This is a genomic window from Streptomyces sp. HUAS ZL42 (assembly GCF_040782645.1).
Lineage (GTDB): Bacteria > Actinomycetota > Actinomycetes > Streptomycetales > Streptomycetaceae > Streptomyces.
The window spans coordinates 2,529,206-2,547,270 of record NZ_CP160403.1; the positions used below are offsets into that span (position 1 = coordinate 2,529,206).

An 18,065-nucleotide genomic window follows, 5' to 3' on the forward strand; every position below is an offset into this window, starting at 1 on the left:
GTCCCGGGCGGCACGGCGGTCGGCCAGGCACGAAACTCGTACGCTGCGAGTTGTACGGGTTACGGAGTGGACAGTGTGCGTGACGTTCCGTGACCATGACTCGTATGACCGACAGCACCATCAGCGTCGAGAGCGTTTCGAACGAGCCGGAACCGTCGGACAGCTTGAAGGCGTTCGGCGCCGTCCACAAGGCCTTCCGCAAGCGGGCGGGCTTCACGCAGGAGGACTACGCACCGCTGGTCCAGTACCAGCCGGCGACGGTCGCGTCGATCGAACAGGGGCGGCGCTTCCCACCACGCGTCTTCGTCGAGCGCGCGGAACAGGTGCTGGACGCGTTCGGGGCGCTCAAGGCGGCGTACAAGCACGTCAGCCGGGAGAAGGGGCTCGCGTCGTGGTTCCGGCAGTGGGCTGAGCTGGAGGAGCAGGCGATCAGTCTGTACACGTACGAGAACCGGTTGGTGCCGGGGCTTTTGCAGACGGAAGCGTATGCGCTGGCGCTGTTCCGGGAGAGGGTGCCCACGCTCACCGACTCGGAAATCGAGGCCAAGGTCGCGGCCCGTATGCAACGCCAGTCGCTCTTCGAGGAACGGCCTCACACAGCGTTCAGCTTCATCGTCGAAGAGCATGTGCTTCGACGGAAGACCGGAGGAGCTGACGTCATGCGTGAGCAGATCGAGCACATTCTGGAGATCACGGAGCCACGGCACGTGGAACTGCAGGTGATGCCGACGGAACACGGCACCCACGCAGGCCTCGCAGGCCCCATCCAGCTGCTGGAGACTGCGGAGCACGAGTGGTTCGCCTACTGCGAGGCACAGTTGAGTGGCCAGTTCATCGTCAACGCGAAATCGATCAGTGTGCTGCACATGCGCTATGCGAAACTGCGCTCACAGGCTCTCAACCCGGAAGAATCCCGGAGCCTGCTGGAGCGGATGCGAGGAGCGGTATGAGCACGCCCGAACTGGCCTGGTTCAAGAGCAGCTACAGCAGCAGTGGTGACGGCGACTGCGTCGAGGTGGCCACCCGCCCCACCACCATCCACGTCCGCGACTCCAAGAACACCACCGGGCCTCAGCTCACGCTCTCCCCCACCGCCTGGACGGAGTTCGTGGAGTACGCCGCGCATGGGTGACTAGGCTGGTGCCTAGACCCATTAGCCGCGCCCCGGAGTCGCCGTCATGGCCCGTGCAGGACTCACCGTCGACCGCCTCGTCGCCGCCGCGGCCGACCTCGCCGACGAGGCCGGCTTCGAGAACGTCACCCTGTCCGCTCTGGCCCGCCACTTCGGCGTGAAGGACGCGAGCCTGTATTCGCACGTCAGGAATCTGCAGGACCTGCGCTCGCGGATGGCTCTGTTCGCGGGCGGCGAGATGATCGACCGTATCGCCGAGGCCGTCGCAGGACGGGCCGGCAAGGACGCGCTGGCGGCATTCGCCGGTGCGTACAGGGAGTACGCGCTCCAGCACCCGGGGCGGTACGCGGCCACCCAGATCCGCATCGACCAGGCCCTCGTAACCGGCCACCCCGCCTTCCGCCGCACCGCCGAGATCACCTACGGCATGCTCCGCGCCTACGGTCTCGACGAACCCGACCTCACCGACGCCGTACGCCTGCTGCGCGCCACCTTCCACGGCTACTGCGCCCTGGAGGCGAGCGGTGGCTTCGGCGCGCCACGCGACGTACAGAAGTCGTGGGACCGGGCGGTCGACGCGCTGCACGTGGCGCTGGAGCACTGGCCCCGTGAGGGGGACGTACTTAGCCGGAGCCCACGAGTCCCTGGACTTCGTCGTACGTGGGCATCGTCCCCCGGGGCACCCGGCCCGCCCTGATGTCCCGCACCGTCTCCAGCCCCGCTCCCAACGCCCTCCGATACAGCAGCGACCCCAGGCTGACGCGGCGTACGCCGAGGTCGGACAGCCGGGGCACGGTGGGGCCGTTCGGCGAGTACAGGATGTTGAGGGGAACGTCGAGGTGCTTCACCAGGGCGGTGATCCGGTCGGGGTCGGTCAGGCCGGGGACGAACACGCCGTCGGCGCCCGCCTGTTGGTAGGCATCCAGGCGGGCCATGGTGTCGCGCTCGCCGCTCTCGCCCAGCCAGTGCGTGTCCGTGCGCGCGTTGACGAAGAGGTCCGGCGCCGCCGACTTGACGGCGGCGATCTTCGCGGCGTGCCGGTCGGCCGGCCCGAGGCCGTCCTCCAGGTTGATGCCGACCGCTCCGACGGCCGCGACTTCCCGCGCGAACTCCCCCACCTCGTCCGGGTCCTGGCTGAAGCCGCCCTCCGCGTCCACGGAGAGGAGGAAGGGCTGCGAGCCGAGCGTGAGGGCGAGCCGGAGGGTCTCGTCCCGGGTCGCCGAGGCTCCGTCGGGCAGGCCCGCGGCCGCGGCGACACCGAGGCTGGTCGTGCCGACGGCCGGGAATCCCTCGGCGGCGAGAGCCAGCGCGGAGGCGTGGTCCCAGGCGTTGGGGAGAAGCAGGGGCTCGTCGGCGTGGTGCAGGGCGGCGAAGGGAGTCATGACAGGTCACCCACGGCATCCGCGTAGTACGTCGATCCCTTGAGGTGGAGGGCCAGTTCGCGAAAGCTCCAGCCCACGCCGGGCGAGGCGTCGAGCGGCTCGTCGGTCAGCGTGTCCAGGCGGTTCGCCCAGATCCGGGCCAGCCGGGTGAGCCGGCTGCGGGCCTCGTCGAAGTCCTCCTGGGTGAAGGGGGCGAGATCCGCCTCCGTCGTCACCAAAGACGCGTGCCAGCGGTCCGGCTGCGGGTCCTCGCCCGCCAGCCGGGCCTCCATCTCCGCGAGGTGATCGACGAGATGGTCGGCGACGCGTCGGATCGCCTTGTGCGGCGTGTAGACGCGGTCGTCGACGTGGGCGGGCTTGCCGTCCCAGGCGGTCCAGGTGGCGGCGCGGGCCAGAACGTGGTCGACCATCGCGATGACGGCGTGAGCGGGGGTCTCCTGCGGGTTTTCGGTCATACCGGCACGCTAGGCGCGGGTTGCTTCGGTACCGGCCGAACTGTTCGGGGTCATGCGAGGGATTCCTGACTCCGGCCCCGGCACGGCGATCCGCCTGACGAACACCCCCGGCACGGAACACGTCAACGTCCACCTCGCCCCCGTACGACAAGAACAAGCTCCTGCTGTCCGGGATGCTGACGTGGGGCTACGCCCCCGTCACCCCGACCTACGCGAGCCCGCTCAACGGCTCGTCCCCGACCGCGACGACGCTTCGGATCGCACGTCTCACTCCGTGACCACCGGGGTCAGTACGTCGCGCCGGCAGTCCTGGGTGCAGGACTGCCGGCGCGTCGCATCTCCACCCCGGAGTCGTCCAGCCGAATCCGCACCTCAGGGCCCCCGCTCCAGCGAACCGCCAACTCCCCCACGCTTTCTTCCACACTCACCGTCTCCTCCAAAGGCGCGGGATCCGCCTCCGCGCTGAGACGAGCCAGAGCGACGAAGAGCGTCGCACCGTCACCGGTCACGCCGGTCAGCGCCTCGTCGAGGCCGACGGCGGGCAGGAGTTCCGCGCGGGCACCTTCCCTTGCCGCCCACCCCGTCACGCGCACCTCCGTCCCGGGCTCGGCCCCCGAGACCAGGTGTGCGCGCACTTCCACGGCCCCGTGCGCAAGGACCACGCTGGTCACCCGCGCGCCCCCGCCCGCCGCGTGCCGCGACGCCACCCAGCCGTCGCCCACGCCCAGCGGTTCGATGCCCGTACGGCTCGGGTCACCACCGACGATCACACTGTTGTCGTACGACGCCGAAGGCCGCGTCACCGTCGAGTAGGCCAGGCGCGTGTAGTAGGGGTCGTAGCGGACGTCCTCACTGCCGTGGTTGTGGAGGCGGACCAGGCCATCCGAACTCGTCGACTGGAGAAGCCAGTTGGGGGCGGGGATCGGCGTGACCGCGTCGGAGCGCTCGGCCGGGGCCGGCTGCTCGACGGCCGTCCACACCTCGTGCTCCGCGGGCAGCAGCAGGCCGAGGAAGCCCTTGCTCGCCCAGTACGGGGACGCCCGTCCCGAATAGCCCTGCAGCACACCGGAGTCGGGGCCGTGCCAGCCCAGCGTGAGCAGGCCGCGGGAATCCACCGCGCCCCGCTCCAGGAAGTACTTCAGCGCACCGGACGCCAGCCTCCGCGTCTCCCCCGCCGCCAGTGGCGTACGACCGGAGAGCGCGCCCAGCCACAACGGGACTGTCGTGGCGAAGCGGTAGGTCAGGGAGCGCCCCTGGTGCATGGGGGCGCCGTCGCCGCCGAACAGGCGGGCGTAGTCGGCGAGATGGGCCTCGAGCCGGCCGCCGTACAGGTCGAGCAGACGGGAGTCGTCCGCGAGCCAGGCGTGCAGCACCGGGTAGAGGTGCATCGCCCAGCCGTTGTAGTAGTCGAACTTCCGTCCGTCCCCGTCCGTGTACCAGCCGCCGCCGACGTACCACTCCTCGATGCGCTCGAGGCCGCGGTCGATCGCCTTGCGGGACATCTCTGTCTCGTGGCCGATTTCCCGGAGGAATCCGCCGACCGTGACCGGGAACAGCTCCCAGTTGCAGGGCCAGGCCTCGGCGGTGAGCGCGTCGCCCAGCCAGGCCGCCGCCCGCTGACGCACGGCGTCGTCCAGCCGGTCCCACAGCAGCGGACGCGTCAGCCGCAGCGCGAGCGCGATCGACGCCGCCTCGACGAGCGGCTGGCTGCGGTCCTCGATCCGGGGCCATACGCCGACGACACCGGCGGCGAGGCCGTCGGCGTAGCGCTGCAGCGCGGTCTCGTCCCGCCGGAAGGCGGCCAGCAGCAGCGTACGGGCGTATCCCTCCAGGCCGTCGGAGAGCCGCCCGGACCAGCTCTCCCGGTCTCCGGGGAAGTGGTAGAGGGCACGGTCCTCGGTGGCGTACGGCTCCACCGCGGCGAGCAGCGCGTCCGCGGCCGCTTCCCAGTGGGCGCGGGTGTAGCCGGTGTGCGGGCTGAGGGTGCGGTCGTCGGGCGGCAGGTGCATGGGTTCTCTCTCGGGCGGCGCGGGTGGCGGGTCGGGCGGGTCAGGACCTGGGGCGCCCCGGTTCCGGTCGGGGCGCCCCAGGGGCTCATACGGAACTCATCCCACCCGTACTCTGCCTTCCGGCACCAGATGCCGGGCGACGAGTTCGTCGCGGACCAGACCGGCGTAGACGGTGGCGCCGTGCACGGACGTGTGCGTGTTGTCCCGTTTCTCGTTGTAGAGGTAAAGCGCCTTGGAACCCTCCACACCGAGGGACTCCACCAGCGCCTTGGTCTTGGCGGTCAGGTCGATCAGGGGTACGTCCTCGGCCGCCGCGACCGAGCGGATCACCGCCGGGTGGTCGACGCCGAGGCCGTTGACCAGGAGCGCGGTGTTGTTGTCGAGCGTGCCGTCGGAGTTGAACCAGCGCCGCACGATCGGGGTGACGAGGACAGGCTCGCCGCCCTTCTCCCGGACGCCGGTCACCAGTGTCTCCAGATTCGCGCGGTAGGTCGCCTCGTCGGTCGTCTTGTCGTTGTGGGCGAGCTGGATCAGGACGAGGTCGCCGGGGCGGATCAGGGGCTGGACGGTGGCCCAGAGCCGTGTGTCGGAGAGGTAGGTGACCGTGCTCTCGCCGGAGTCGGCGTAGTTGGCGACGGACAGCCCCTTGCGCAGGTACTGGGGCAGCCGCTGACCCCAGCCGGAGTACGGGTCGCCGGGCTGGTCGCAGACGGTGGAGTCACCGACGAGGAGGATCTGCCGGGCGTGCCGGGCCGGTGTGACGCGGATGCCGGCGAGGGCGGGCGCAGGGCCGCCGATCGCCAGGTCGAGGCCGGGACTTCCCTCGGCGGCGGTGGGCTCGCCCTGCGGGGTGCGGACGTTCACGGTGAAGCCGCGGGCGACTCGCTCTCCGGCCGTGGCCGCCGTCTCGGGCAGCAGGGAGCGCCGGGTCTCACCGGCGATGCTCGTGCGCGAGTCGGCGTCGCCGCCGAGGAGGACCTGTACGTCGTACGTGCCGGGCGGGACGTCGAAGTGGCAGGCGGTGGCGGTGCAGTTCTCGATGCCGAGCGGACGTGCTTCGTGTGCGTGTGCCGGCATGGCCGTCAGGCCGGTGGTCAGTGACACGGCCGCCAGCACGGCGAGGCTGAAACGTCTCATTCGCGGCTCCTCGGACAGGGCGACAACACCTGGCGCTGGACCGTACCGCGCTTGGCAAGCGCTTTCTAGGCCTTGGAGCGATTTCACAAGATTGCCAACTCCTCCGACGTGAAAGCCCTTTCGCGAAATCGATTCAACTGTCACCCTCACACACACCCGCACCCCACACCTTCCGAAGGAGGCACCCCCATGTCCAAAACCGTGAACCGACCGGTCGGACGCCGCACCTTCGTCGTCGGCACCGCTGCGGCCGCCGGTTCGGCCGTCCTCGCCGGCCCGTTCGCCCCCTCCGCGTCCGCCGCGAGCTTCGGCTGGCGCGACGACGGCTCGAACTACGTCGTCGACACCGGCGCCAACCTCGTCTTCAAGGTCAGCAAGACCAACGGCGACCTGACGTCGCTCGTCTACCGCGGCACGGAGTACCAGGGCTACGGCGGCAAGAACTCGCACATCGAGTCCGGCCTCGGCACCTCCACCGTGACGATCTCCCAGTCGGGTTCGACGATCCTGATCTCCGTCACGTACGGCACGCTCAAGCACTACTACGCGGCCCGCAGCGGCGAGAACAACGTCTACCTGTGGACCGACAAGGCCGACACCTCGGTCTCGGCGACGCGCTACATCCTGCGCGTCAAGGCGGGCCTGTTCCTCAACGACGAGCCCGACTCGTACACGTACGCGCCCACCACCATCGAGGCCTCGGACGTCTTCAGGAAATCCGACGGCCAGACCCGCTCGAAGCACTACTCGAAGCTGCGGGTGACGGACTACAACTACGTCGGCTGGACGACCGGCAGCGTGGGCCTGTGGATCGTCCGCAGCAACCACGAGAAGGCGTCGGGCGGCCCGTTCTACCGCTCCCTCCTGAGGCACCAGAGCGCGGACGGCGGCGGCCTGTACGAGATCCTGTACTACGGCGAGAACCAGACCGAGGCCCAGCGCTTCGGCCTCCAGGGCCCGTACGTCATCGCGTTCACGGACGGCGGCGCACCTTCGGCCGCGCTCTTCCCCGGCACACTCACCACGTCGTGGGCGGACTCGCTGGGCATCTCCGGATACGTCGGGGCGAGCGGCCGGGCCCGGGTCGCGGGCGTGGGGATCTCGGGCCGGAACACGGCGTACCCGTACACCGTGGGCCTTGCCAACTCGGCGGCGCAGTACTGGGGTCCGGCGCGCGCGTCGGACGGCTGGTTCTCGATCGCGGGCGTTCTGCCGGGGACGTACACACTGACGGTCTTCAAGGGCGAGCTGGCGGTCCACACCACGTCGGTGACGGTCACAGCAGGCGCCACGACGACCATGAACACGCTCACGATCCCGTCCTCCAACGACCCGAGCAACGCGAGCGCGATCTGGCGGATCGGCGACTGGAACGGCACACCGAGCGGCTTCAAGAACGCGGACCTCATGACGTACGCGCATCCGTCCGACGTACGCGCCGCGTCCTGGACGGGCAACGTGGTGATCGGCAGCGGCAGCGAGACGTCCGCGTTCCCCTGCTACATCTGGAAGGACGTCAACAGCGGCCTGCTGGTGTACTTCAAGCTCACGGCAGCACAGGCGGCCGCCGCGCACACCCTGCGCATCGGCGTGACGACGGCCTACGCCAACGGCCGGCCCCAGATCGTCGTCAACGACACCTGGACATCGGCCATCCCCTCCCCACCGACCCAGCCGAGCACACGGTCCCTGACGGTCGGCTCGTACCGCGGCAACAACAACATGTTCACCTACAGCATCCCGGCGTCCGCCTGGCGGACGGACACGAGCCAGTACAACGTGCTGAAGATCAACGTGGTGAGCGGGTCGGGGACGACGTCGTTCCTCAGCGCGGGGACGTCGATCGATGCGGTGGATCTACTGTCCTGAGCACTGTGGAAGGCCCCGATCGGCTGGCCGGCGGGGCCTTCGTCCCCACCTCTTGACTCTGGTCCACCGCCGTCAGCTCGCGGGCCGGCCGGCGGTGCTCGGCGCATGCGCGCGTTACCGGCGCGGATGCCGCGACTTGGTGGCAAAGTGCGGAATGCGCGCATTCCGTTGTGCGCCACCGAAGAAGCGTGCCGCCTTCGAGGAGTGACGATGGAAGCCACCGGCATCACAGCGAACCTGCGCGTCCCGGACATCGCAGCCGCCTGCGACTTCTACACCGGCTACCTCGGTCTGAGCGTCGAGGGCTTCAACATGGGGTGGGTGGCCCAATACCGGTCACCCGACGGACGTGCGCAACTGCAGCTCCTTACGCGCGACGCCACCGCGCCCCGGGATCCCGTGGTCTCGGTCAGGGTCGGTGCGGCCGTCGACGACGCATACGCCGAGGCACTACGGCTCGGGTACGAGATCGTGCACCCACTCACCGACGAACCGTGGGGCCTGCGACGCTTCTTCGTCCGCGCCCCCGACGGGAACATCCTGAACATCGTCAGCCACCGGGACGACTGACGAGCCGTCAGCAGTCTTGCGGCCTGCGCTGCCTGACGCCCCCCTGGTGTGCGCCACATGTCAGACTGCTGTTCATGACTCACAGCCGAAAGGGCCATGCCGCGTAGGCGCCCCTCACGCCTACGGGCAGAGAACAGGCACTTTGCCGCGCGTTGCGGCTACTCGAGGATCGGCCGGCTTTCCGGTCCTGCTCAGGCGCAGATCATTCAGCTGGAACGCACGCGGCTCCAGCCAGGCATGATCGAGCAGGCCCTCTCCCGGTGGACCGCCATCGCAAGGGCACCGAAGGCTCAGCTCCCCTCGCCGTTCAGAGACCGATGCGGTGTCCCCGAATGTTGCCCCGAACCGGCGGACGAGCGAGACCTACTGGAGCTGGCCATCTGCGCTCTCCCGAAGAAGAGCTCACGGGAGCTCCGCGGCATCGTGCAGCCTCTCGACCTGAAGATCCTCGAACGTCCCGACGCCGCACCGTACGGCGATCCGCCGCATCGTTGGTGGCAGAGCGCGTTCTGATCAAGACAAGGCGGCCCGCATTCAACGCCTTTGCGTGCGATGCCGCGATGTGATGCCAGTCAATGGGCCCTCTTCGCCGCCCGGACACCCGCAGAGTTGCGCCAGCCCGGCGATCGGCCCAGAGCCATCAGGATCCGGTCCAGCGTGCCCGCCCCGTCCTCCGCGGGCAGTGCCGGCCGGAAGGGGCCGTCCGGGGTGCGGCGGAAGTCGCCGTCCGGGACGGTCAGGGCAGGCGAAGAGCGGCTGCTCGCGCAGCTATCGCCGGCGGACCGCGCAGGGTTCCTCAGCGGCCTTCAGACCCTGTTCAGCCTCACGCATCGGGACGCGGGCACGCCCTAGCCGAGCAGCGCACGACACATGTGTCGAGCGGAAAGCGGAAGGGGCTTCTCGCACCGGCCGAATCCGTCGCCCACCTGCCGCCGAACCCGTCCAGCAGACGCCTGGCCCACCGCAGTTCCCATCGCCGGGCCGTTGAGCAGGAGCAACGCAGAAGTCCGGCTGGAGCAACAGACGTGGCCACCAAGGTTCTTCCGGGGAACGAAAGCGATCTCGAACACTTTCTGGAACCGTTGCTGTTCGCACAGTTGACACCCCGCACACCCCCTCCTAGTGTCTCGGCAAACTTCCGAACATGTGACGATATTTCGAACGGCTGAAAGGCAAGGGCCCTGCGCAGCACCGGAATCAGCACACACGTAGCCGGAACGCCGTGGCGCAGCCTGACGAAAGTCGCCGGGTCGCATTTCAGCGAGGACAGCCGGTTGTTCACCGGGGACTCGCTCTCGACCTGCCCTTCGGCTGCCCGGCCGCTCCCCCGCCTCCCCACCGGCACCTGACATGTCGTCACCCTCCCCACCACGAGAAGAACGAGGACCGATCAGCATGCTCAACCGAAGAGCCGCCCTCGCCGCCATGGCCGGCGCCGCCTCCCTCGCCCTCACCGTGTCCGCCTGCGGGCAGGACGGCGGGGGCGGCTCCGCGAGCGACTCCGAGGGCGGCACGGTAGGCATCGCCATGCCGACCCAGGATTCCGAGCGCTGGCTCACCGACGGCAAGAGCGTCGTCGAGGGCCTGAAGGGCAAGGGGTACAAGAGCAAGCTGGTCTACGGCAACAACAGCCCGAAGACCCAGGTCTCACAGATCGAGAGCCTGATCAAGCAGGGCGTCCAAGCACTGATCATCGCGGCCATCGACAACGAGTCGCTGCAGGGCGTGCTCCAACAGGCCGCCGACGCGAAGATCCCGGTGATCTCCTACGACCGGCTCATCCTCGGCACCAAGAACGTCGACTACTACGTCTCCTTCGACAACGAGATGGTCGGTCGGCTCCAGGCCCACTTCATCATCGAAAAGCTCGGCCTGGAGGACGGCAAGGGCGGCCCGTTCAACATCGAGCTGTTCGCCGGCTCCCCCGACGACAACAACACCAAGTTCTTCTTCGACGGTGCGATGGCGCTCCTGCAGCCGTTCCTGGACAGCAAGCAGTTGGTCGTCCGGTCCGGACAGACCAAGCTCGACCAGGTCACCACCCTGCGCTGGGACGGGCCCACCGCGGAGAAGCGCATGAGCGGCATCCTCGCCAAGTCGTACGGGAGCGAGAAGGTCGACGCGGTCCTGTCGCCGTACGACGGCATGTCCATCGGCATCCTGTCCGCGCTGAAGTCGGACGGCTACGGCTCCGCGAGCAAGCCCCTCCCGATCATCACCGGTCAGGACGCCGAGCTGGCCTCGGTGAAGTCGATCATCGCGGGCGAGCAGTCGCAGACCGTGTACAAGGACGTCCGCCTGCTCGCCGAGGAAGCCGCGGACATGGCCGACGACCTGCTCAAGGGCAGGCGACCGAGGGTGAACAACCGAGGGGACTACAAGAACGGCGTCAAGGTCGTGCCCGCCTACTTGCTGCAGCCGACGAGCATCGACAAGACCAACTACGAGGACGAACTGGTCGGGGACGGCTACATCACCGAAGACGAGCTCAAGTAGCCGCAGGACCATGGCGGAACCCATACCGCCCCGGCCCATGGGGAGCGCGACGGTAATCGTCAGCGGTTGAACAGTACGAGAGCGCCGGTCACGCGGCAGCACACTCCTGCTCCGGGAGTTCCAACGGCCCGACAACCACGCCCACGTGGGGCAGGGTCCGCGGGCCGTCCGCAGGAATGCTGCCGCTCACCGGCCTCGCCGAGGTCAAGCCCGGGCAGGCACGAGACCGCCGCGGGCGGTGCCCGAAGGCAGACCCTCAGCCCAAGGCAGAGCCTCACCCCCGGCGCGTCCGCCGAAGGATCACTGGTCGGGGCTGCCCCGTAACCGTCCAGAACCCAGACCGGTGGCTCGGCGGAGCACCATCTTCGTACGCCTCACCTCAGGCCGGCACTTCCAGTTCGACACCGCCGATCCGGTGGCTCAGGCGCCGGTCGGAGCGGGTCCCGGTCCTTCGGGCGCCTTTCAGGTTCTTCACGAAGGCCTTGCGCTGGGCCGGGCTCACAGAACGCCAGCGCAGCTCAAGGACAGGGCGCACCGGCGGGATGAGTTCCCGCACCCGCTCGTCGACCCGGGCGAGGCCGGTCTCGTAATCGTCGTCCGGCCGGTAGACCAGATCGAGGTCGACCGACGGCTCGGTGCCGCCGGCCTCATGGTGACAGGCCGTGAGCCAGCGGGCGATCCAGTCGAGCGCGATCCGCACCGTGGAAGAGATCTGCTCCTGCCACTCGCCGAGGTAAGGCGCGTTCACCGACTCCGCGGTCACTTCCTCCGGCATCACGATCAGCCCGCGGACGGCGGTGCCGAGCAACTCGACGTGGATGCGCGGCCACAGGCCGCTCGCGTCGATCCGGAAGGAGGGAAAGCGCCCCGCCATGCCGATCCCCGTCCGCAGCTGAGCCCAGTTCATCGCGTCGGCCGGAGGCCGCTCGGGCGTGTACGGCCCGGTGGTCCGATGCCCGAGCTGACTGGCGCGCATCATGAACACGGCCGAGAACTCCTCGCCTCGCAACGCCATGCTCACGGGGAAGAACGCCCCGATGTCGCCCATGAACGCCTTGCCGGTGATCAGGGCTTCGATACTGGACCGACCCGGGATCATCTCCGCCTCCACCATCGCCGCCGCGCCGGCTTCTCCGGCGTCGGCCCCCGAACGCTGTCCAACTCGGCCTGGACGGCGAGCGTGTCCGGGTGGTCGTCGCCCAGCCGCAGCCGCCGTTTCGCCAGTACCTCGCGCAGAACCGGCTCGGCGTCGGCCAGTCGCCCGAGCCGGTGGTGCACGCGCGCCAGCCCCACCCGGGCGTCGAGCGTGCGGCCGTCGTCGCGGCCGAAGCGCTTCACGAGCCGGGGCAGCAGGTCGTCGTACATCCGTTCCGCTTCCGCCTGCTCGCCGCTCGCCGAGAGCAGGGACGCGAGCTCCGCGGCCGCCTCCAGGGTGGCCGGGTGATCCGGGCCCAGGTCCTGTACGCGCTCTGCGGTCACCGCCCGGACCAGTGCCAGGGCCTCCGGCTCCCGGTGCAGGTCGGTGAGGACCGCGGCCCAGCCGAGCATCGCGCCCTGGGTTTCGACGTGCCCGGCGTCCCAGAGGTGGGAGCGGACGTCGACGACGAGTTGCCACGCGTGCTCGGCAGCGGCCAGGTCGCCCTCGCGGTGCAGGACCGGGGCGGCCTCGGCGAGCGTGACGAGGTCGTCCTGGAGCTGCTCGGCGAAGTGGCCGGCCCAGAACGCCTCGGACCGGTTCAGCTCTGCCTCCGGTCGCAGCAGCAGCGCGAGCCGTTCGGCCGTGCTCGGTACTTGTGTGGGCTCCCGGGCCGCCGCCTCCTCGGCCACGAAGCGCACGTACAGCCGATAGCCGGTATCGGTGCGCGAAAGGATCTTGTCCAGTTCGCCGGCGAGCTCCAGGGTGCGGGTGACGGCGTGCCGCTGCCGGTCGCCGAGGCGGGCGAACGCCTCGACGAGCGCCGGGCGGTCGTCTTCGCGGGAAGGCAGCGGAACGGCGACCTCGTCCCGCAGCTCGTCGAGCGCGGGCTCGGCCTCCGGCCGCAGGGAGCCGGTCGCCGAGCCGAAGTCGTACTCCCAGTCCAGGGCCCAGGTCAGCAGGCGCCCGCGCTCGTCGCCGGCCAGGAGCAGGCCGCCGTCGGGGGCCAGCGCGACGTGCGTGACCGCGGCCGAGAAGCCGGTGAAGGCGCGCAGCTGCCGGCCGGTCGTGAGGTCCCACAGCCGGGCCTTCCGGTCCTCCCCGCCCGACGCCGCGAGCCGGAAGTCCGGTGTGACGGCCAGGCTCCGCACGATGCCGGCGTGCCCGGCCAGGACGTGGACGCAGCGAGCACCCGCGACGTCCCACAGCCGGACGGTGCCGTCCACCGAGCAGGACAGCAGCCGCCGGGCAGCCGGGCTCGGCAGGACGTCGACCACGGCGTCCGCGTGCCCGGTGAGGACCACCTCGCACTGCCCGTCGGCGGTCCGCCAGACCCGCACCGCGCCATCGGCGCCACCGGTGACCACGAACCGGCTGTCGTCGCTCAGCCGTGCGGCGCCGATCCACTCGTCGTGCCCGCGCAGCACCCACCGCAGCTCGCCCTCGCGCAGATCCCAGATCTTCACGCTGACGTCCTGGCCGCGAGAGAGCCCGTAGCGGTGATCAGCGCTGACGGCCACGTCCAGCACCGCCCCCGGGTGCGCCTCCCATCGCCCGATGGTCCGGCCGCTGCCGATGTCCCAGGCCGCGACCACGCCGTCGGCGGTTCCCGAGAGAGCCACCTGGCCGTCCTCGCTGACCGCGACGTAGTACACGTGGTCGCGGGGGCTGGTGAACAGCTGGACGATCCCCCTGTCGCGCGGGCGCCAGGCGACGACCCGGCCGTCCTCGCCCCCGGACACCGCGAGCCGGCCGTCGGCGGTCATCGCCACGGCGCTGATGCGGCCGGTGTGCAGGCTGAGCGTGTGCAGCAGTTGCCCGGTCTCGACGTCGAAGACCCACGCTTCGGCGCCGTTTCCGCCGCGGGCGAGCGCGGTGGGGCTGCGGCCGCTGAACGCCAGGGCCCACGACCCCTCGTCCTCCGGGACGATCCGGCCCGCGGACCAGGCGTCGGCGAGCTCGGTCCGGCGGCCGAGGGCGCCGAGCCTGCGCCAGAGGCGCACCGGCTCGGCGTGGCGCCGGTGCCCGGGCAGCGCGCGGGCGGCGCGGATCCGGTCGGCCGCCTCGTCGAGCCGCCCGGTACCGGCCAGCGTGGCCGCCTCCGCGAGCAACTCGGCCGCCCGGGCGGCGGTGGCGGCGACGTCCGGGGCTTCGTGCGGGCGGACGTAGCTCCACGGGGCCGGCGGTCCCGCGGGCGGCAGGTGCCACACCCGCACGGACTTCCCCTCGGCGGTCACGGCGACCCGCCCGGCCGCGCTCAGCACGACCTCCTTGGTGCCGGGCGCCGGGTCCAGGGACAGGCGGCACCGGCCGCTGTCCAGCTCCCACACCCGTGACGGCTCGTCGCGGCCGCCACTGGAGAAGCCGATCGTGCCGTCCAGGTTGACGGCGATCCGGCCGTAGCCGGTCCTCAACTTCCGGCGGGGTTCGCCGGATTCGAGATCGAACAACCGGACGTCGGTGCCGCCGAGGCCGACCACGGCGAGGCGGCCGTCGCCGCTGAACCGCGCCTCCGTCAGGGTGCTGTCGATCCGGTGCACCAGCTCGCCCGTGCGGACGTCGTACACGGAGTTCGTGTGGCGCTGGTAGTCGATGACGGAGCACAGGGTGCCCTGGGCACCGAGGACTTCGGCCTTGTTCTCGAACTGCCGGACGTCCAGGGGTTCGCGCGTCTCGAGGTCCCAGGTGACGGTTTCCCCTTCGAAGCCGCTGGTGACCGCGTGCCGCTGGTCCGCCGTCAGCGCGACCAGGCCCACCCAGCTGGGGTGGCCGGGCAGTTCGAAACCGGCCCCGGCTTCGAGGTCGAGCACGAGCGCCTGCCCGATTCCCCCGCCGACGACCACGAGTTGTCCGTCGTCGCGCACCGCCAGGGCCGAGGCGCTGTATTCCTCGAGCTGCAGCTGCTGCCGGCACTCCTTCGCCGGGACGTCCCAGATCCGCAGCGCGCCGGAGCGGTCGGCCGAGACCGCGACCTGGCCGTCCGGGGTCAGCGCGAGGGCGGCGATCCGCTCTTCGTGCTCCCCCGGCAGGACCGATTGCGCGGGCGAGGGGGCGTACGCGACCGACTCGAGCGCGGCGGCGACCTGCGGGTCGCCGGGCATCCGCGCGGCCGCGTCCCGCAGCAGCGCGGTCGCCGCGACCGGGTCGCCGCGTTCCCGGTGCACCAGCGCGAGCAGGTACGCCCCCACGCCGTCACCCGGATCCCCGAACCGCACGGATTCCAGTTCGTCGACCAGCTCGGCGTCGGTGATCACACCGGTCCGCCACCGGTGCAGTCCGCGGTTGTAGCGGGCGTGCGGGTGGTGCGGATCCGCCCGCAGAGCCCGGGTCCACAGCTCCTCGGCGCTGTCGCGGCGGCCGAGGTCCAGCATGGACAGCGCGTGGTTGGACAGGCCGTCGGCAAGCAGGGTGGCCGCCCCAGGAGCGCGCCGGGGGTACGGGCCGACTTCCCGCTCGTGCACTCGGATCAGGCGCTCCGCGAGCGGCCGGAGCCGGCCGGGGCGCGCTGCCGGGTCCTCGGTGAAGCACTCGCGCAGCAGGTCCGCCACCTCGACCGGCACCGGCAGGATCGCGCCCGGGGCGCCGGAGCGGGCGAAGCCGTCGAAGGCGGCACCCGCCTCGGTCCCGTCCTTGACCAATAACTCGCCACGGAACATCTCCAGGACGGTGACCGCCCAGGACCAGACGTCCGTGGCCGTCGTGAGCCCGCCCGGCGACCGCGCCTGCTCGGGCGAGCAGTACCCGCGATCCAGGCCGCCGCGGCTGACGAACGGATCCGCGTCCCCGCCGTCCTCCCCGGTGGCCATGCGGGCCCGGGCCAGGCCGAAGTCGGTGACCTTGACCGTGCCGGCCCGGGTGAGCATCACGTTGGCGGGCTTGACGTCCTGGTGCACGACTCCGTTCTCGTGCGCGTGATCGAGACCCCACGCGGACTGGATGGCGACGTCCAGCACCGATCCCAGCGGGTCGTTCCCGTAGAGACTCCGGCTCGTGACGGCTTGGGCCAGGCTGCCGCCGTCCGCCCACTCCGCGAAGACCCGAGGCACGCCGTCGAGGGTACGGACGTAGACGCAGTTCGCGATGTGCGGGTGCAGACCCAGCCCGACCCACACCTCGGCTTCCCGCTCGAATTCCCGGATCCCGTCCGGTGAGCGGACCACGGCCGGGCGCGGGGTCTTCACCGCGAGGTCGATGTCCCAGCCGCGGTGCCGGACCCGGTGCACCAGCCCCAGGCGGCCGGCGCGCACCACGTCCAGGACCTCGTAGAGGCCGAGGATCACGTCACCGCGGCGCCATGTCGCCATCGCCGTCAGTCGACGATGGCGACGTACACCGGTGTCCCGAGCAGCACCGACCTGGCGCTGCCGTCCGGGCTGTCGCCGTGCAGCAGGCGCTTGGCCACGAACTCGACGTTCTGCGCCGGCCAGCGCAGGCTCGCCACGGCGCCCTGCACCCGGGCGAGCGCGGCGCGATCGGCCCGGTCGAGGTCGCCGTCCACCGCGTCGGCGACGTACTCGTCCTCCAGGTCCGAGGTGGCTCCCAGCCCGTCGAGCATCGACGACATCATCGAGCGCCCCACCCCGTGCGCCTCGACGTCCGGCACGGTGTCGCACACGTGCCGGTACGAGCCGCCCAGCCCGACGACGGTGTTCTCGCTCCGCCCGCCGAAGAACACCAGCGACGAGGTGGGATCGCCGGGGAACGCACCCCAACGCATCGGCAGCAGCCCCCAGAAGAACTGACCCGGCTCGTCCACCGAGCCGAGGTCACCGTGCTCGCGCAGGTACCCGACGACGGTCTCCAGCCGGCGGATCCTGTCGTCGGACGGGCCCTCGGTCGTGCGCTTCGCCGACAGCACCGAGAGATTCACGCCCAGCTCCGTCTGGCGCTTCGCCCCGAAACCGGGGGCGATCTGCGGCAACAGCATGTCGATCTTGCTGTCGCTGACGTAAACGTAGTAGCTGAGCGACACTGCCGGCTCCCTCCCAGGCATCGACCTGTCCCAGCGTAGCGATCACGCCCCCATACGAGGCATCAGATGCGTGGGGCGGCGGGCACCTCACCGTGCCCAACACACGGGCCGTTCGGCTCTACCGACCGTTGACGACCGTTGTTAGCGTCGTGCGTGCAACCGGAGCCGGTAGGGCATGTGGGAGGTCGCCATGTCGGTCGAGCAACGGGCCAGGACACCATGGCTGCCGCCGCGCTGGTTCATCCGTCTGGCCTGGTACACGCACCGGGGTCTGTACCGGGTCTTCGGAGGCCGCCTCGGCCTGTGGCGGCCACGTGCCAACGGCTGGGGCGCCCTGCGGCTGACCACCACCGGCCGCCGCACAGGCCGCCGGCGCAGCGTCATCATCGGGTATTTCGAGGACGGTCCGAACCTGGTCTCGCTCGCGATGAACGGGTGGGGTGAGGGCGAGCCCGCCTGGTGGCTCAACTTGCAGGCGCACCCGGACGTGACCGTCGATCTGGTCGACGGGCAGCGGCTGGTTCACGGTTACGCCGCGACGAGTGACGAGCGGTCACGGCTGTGGGCCAGGTGGCGCGAGATCGACAAGAACCTGGACGCCTACGCGGCACGCCGACCGTCCGACACCGCAGTGGTGGTTCTGGAGCCCCGAGCCAGTGCGCCGGACCCTACGCAGGCCAACTGATCGACCGACGCCCCATCAATCAACCGGCACGTCAAGGGAACTACGTCCATCGCTCCGTGCTCAGCAGCGCATGCCTGCGGGCAGGTGCTGGACGGACCACACAACAACCGCACCAGATCGAGCGGGGTACAGCTGTGGCCGGCGGTGGAAGGGATCCTCCGATGTGGGCCACCGCGTCCGGAACTCGACTACCTGACGGGCGCATACGAGACGGTGCCGTGGA

14 protein-coding genes are annotated in these 18,065 nt (G+C 70.4%); 7 read left to right on the plus strand and 7 right to left on the minus strand.

Features of this window, described 5'->3' with window-relative positions:
* Positions 1-104 precede the first annotated feature (104 nt).
* The 3 genes from ABZO29_RS11680 to ABZO29_RS11690 are packed head-to-tail and all read left to right on the plus strand — an operon-like array spanning position 105 to position 1,829.
* Positions 105-950, plus strand: coding sequence for a helix-turn-helix domain-containing protein (locus tag ABZO29_RS11680; protein ID WP_367320097.1), 846 nt, complete (start codon positions 105-107; stop codon positions 948-950).
* Positions 947-1,132 (plus strand): DUF397 domain-containing protein, encoded by a 186-nt coding sequence (locus ABZO29_RS11685; RefSeq protein WP_367320098.1) that lies wholly within the window; start codon positions 947-949, stop codon positions 1,130-1,132. Before ABZO29_RS11680 ends, ABZO29_RS11685 begins: the two co-directional genes overlap by 4 nt.
* A 46-nt stretch (positions 1,133-1,178) precedes the next feature.
* Positions 1,179-1,829, plus strand: a complete 651-nt coding sequence (locus ABZO29_RS11690) for a TetR/AcrR family transcriptional regulator (RefSeq protein ID WP_367320099.1) — start codon at positions 1,179-1,181, stop codon at positions 1,827-1,829.
* On the opposite strand, the gene ABZO29_RS11695 is transcribed toward ABZO29_RS11690, so the two are convergent.
* From ABZO29_RS11695 to ABZO29_RS11710, 4 genes are all read right to left on the minus strand, one after another.
* The gene (locus ABZO29_RS11695) at positions 1,756-2,514 is read right to left on the minus strand and encodes an isocitrate lyase/phosphoenolpyruvate mutase family protein (protein WP_367320100.1); all 759 of its coding nucleotides are present in this window, start codon (positions 2,512-2,514) and stop codon (positions 1,756-1,758) included. The genes ABZO29_RS11690 and ABZO29_RS11695 overlap by 74 nt on opposite strands.
* Positions 2,511-2,969 (minus strand): hypothetical protein, encoded by a 459-nt coding sequence (locus ABZO29_RS11700; protein ID WP_367320101.1) that lies wholly within the window; start codon positions 2,967-2,969, stop codon positions 2,511-2,513. Before ABZO29_RS11700 ends, ABZO29_RS11695 begins: the two co-directional genes overlap by 4 nt.
* 287 nt (positions 2,970-3,256) lie before the next feature.
* On the minus strand, positions 3,257-4,978 hold the full coding sequence (locus ABZO29_RS11705) for a DUF2264 domain-containing protein (RefSeq protein ID WP_367320102.1): 1,722 nt from the start codon (positions 4,976-4,978) through the stop codon (positions 3,257-3,259).
* Between the two features lie 96 nt (positions 4,979-5,074).
* Complete coding sequence (locus ABZO29_RS11710) at positions 5,075-6,115, minus strand: rhamnogalacturonan acetylesterase (RefSeq protein ID WP_367320103.1); 1,041 nt, start codon at positions 6,113-6,115, stop codon at positions 5,075-5,077.
* Positions 6,116-6,304: 189 nt separating this feature from the next.
* Here ABZO29_RS11710 and ABZO29_RS11715 point away from each other — a divergent pair, with 189 nt between their 5' ends.
* The 3 genes from ABZO29_RS11715 to chvE all read left to right on the plus strand — a co-directional run bounded on the left by ABZO29_RS11715 (position 6,305) and on the right by chvE (position 11,050).
* Positions 6,305-7,984 carry a rhamnogalacturonan lyase B N-terminal domain-containing protein gene (locus tag ABZO29_RS11715; protein ID WP_367320104.1) on the plus strand — a complete coding sequence of 560 codons (1,680 nt, stop codon included), beginning with the start codon at positions 6,305-6,307 and terminating at the stop codon, positions 7,982-7,984.
* A gap of 210 nt (positions 7,985-8,194) precedes the next feature.
* A complete protein-coding gene (locus ABZO29_RS11720; RefSeq protein ID WP_367320105.1) occupies positions 8,195-8,554 on the plus strand; it encodes a VOC family protein in 360 nt (119 codons plus the stop codon).
* 1,395 nt (positions 8,555-9,949) lie between these two features.
* The gene (gene chvE / locus ABZO29_RS11725) at positions 9,950-11,050 is read left to right on the plus strand and encodes a multiple monosaccharide ABC transporter substrate-binding protein (protein ID WP_367320106.1); all 1,101 of its coding nucleotides are present in this window, start codon (positions 9,950-9,952) and stop codon (positions 11,048-11,050) included.
* Positions 11,051-11,429: 379 nt separating this feature from the next.
* On the opposite strand, the gene ABZO29_RS11730 is transcribed toward chvE, so the two are convergent.
* From ABZO29_RS11730 to ABZO29_RS11740, 3 genes are read right to left on the minus strand one after another with little or no spacing between them, the layout of a single operon-like run.
* Positions 11,430-12,149, minus strand: coding sequence for a hypothetical protein (locus ABZO29_RS11730; protein ID WP_367320107.1), 720 nt, complete (start codon positions 12,147-12,149; stop codon positions 11,430-11,432).
* A complete protein-coding gene (locus ABZO29_RS11735) occupies positions 12,146-16,489 on the minus strand; it encodes a protein kinase (RefSeq protein WP_367320108.1) in 4,344 nt (1,447 codons plus the stop codon). Before ABZO29_RS11735 ends, ABZO29_RS11730 begins: the two co-directional genes overlap by 4 nt.
* 5 nt (positions 16,490-16,494) lie before the next feature.
* Complete coding sequence (locus tag ABZO29_RS11740) at positions 16,495-17,157, minus strand: SAVMC3_10250 family protein (protein WP_367320109.1); 663 nt, start codon at positions 17,155-17,157, stop codon at positions 16,495-16,497.
* Positions 17,158-17,347: 190 nt separating this feature from the next.
* Here ABZO29_RS11740 and ABZO29_RS11745 point away from each other — a divergent pair, with 190 nt between their 5' ends.
* Positions 17,348-17,842, plus strand: coding sequence for a nitroreductase/quinone reductase family protein (locus tag ABZO29_RS11745; RefSeq protein WP_367320110.1), 495 nt, complete (start codon positions 17,348-17,350; stop codon positions 17,840-17,842).
* Positions 17,843-18,065 lie beyond the last annotated feature (223 nt).

What these genes read in the sequence shown, in the direction of transcription:
- ABZO29_RS11700 (WP_367320101.1), bottom strand. Translation starts at nt 2,969, where the DNA reads ATGACCGAAAACCCGCAGGAGACCCCCGCTCACGCCGTCATCGCGATG.
- ABZO29_RS11715 (WP_367320104.1), top strand. Translation starts at nt 6,305, where the DNA reads ATGTCCAAAACCGTGAACCGACCGGTCGGACGCCGCACCTTCGTCGTC.
- ABZO29_RS11745 (WP_367320110.1), top strand. Translation starts at nt 17,348, where the DNA reads ATGTCGGTCGAGCAACGGGCCAGGACACCATGGCTGCCGCCGCGCTGG.
- ABZO29_RS11720 (WP_367320105.1), top strand. Translation starts at nt 8,195, where the DNA reads ATGGAAGCCACCGGCATCACAGCGAACCTGCGCGTCCCGGACATCGCA.
- ABZO29_RS11685 (WP_367320098.1), top strand. Translation starts at nt 947, where the DNA reads ATGAGCACGCCCGAACTGGCCTGGTTCAAGAGCAGCTACAGCAGCAGT.
- ABZO29_RS11735 (WP_367320108.1), bottom strand. Translation starts at nt 16,489, where the DNA reads ATGGCGACATGGCGCCGCGGTGACGTGATCCTCGGCCTCTACGAGGTC.
- ABZO29_RS11690 (WP_367320099.1), top strand. Translation starts at nt 1,179, where the DNA reads ATGGCCCGTGCAGGACTCACCGTCGACCGCCTCGTCGCCGCCGCGGCC.
- ABZO29_RS11680 (WP_367320097.1), top strand. Translation starts at nt 105, where the DNA reads ATGACCGACAGCACCATCAGCGTCGAGAGCGTTTCGAACGAGCCGGAA.
- ABZO29_RS11730 (WP_367320107.1), bottom strand. Translation starts at nt 12,149, where the DNA reads ATGATCCCGGGTCGGTCCAGTATCGAAGCCCTGATCACCGGCAAGGCG.
- ABZO29_RS11710 (WP_367320103.1), bottom strand. Translation starts at nt 6,115, where the DNA reads ATGAGACGTTTCAGCCTCGCCGTGCTGGCGGCCGTGTCACTGACCACC.
- ABZO29_RS11705 (WP_367320102.1), bottom strand. Translation starts at nt 4,978, where the DNA reads ATGCACCTGCCGCCCGACGACCGCACCCTCAGCCCGCACACCGGCTAC.
- ABZO29_RS11695 (WP_367320100.1), bottom strand. Translation starts at nt 2,514, where the DNA reads ATGACTCCCTTCGCCGCCCTGCACCACGCCGACGAGCCCCTGCTTCTC.
- chvE (WP_367320106.1), top strand. Translation starts at nt 9,950, where the DNA reads ATGCTCAACCGAAGAGCCGCCCTCGCCGCCATGGCCGGCGCCGCCTCC.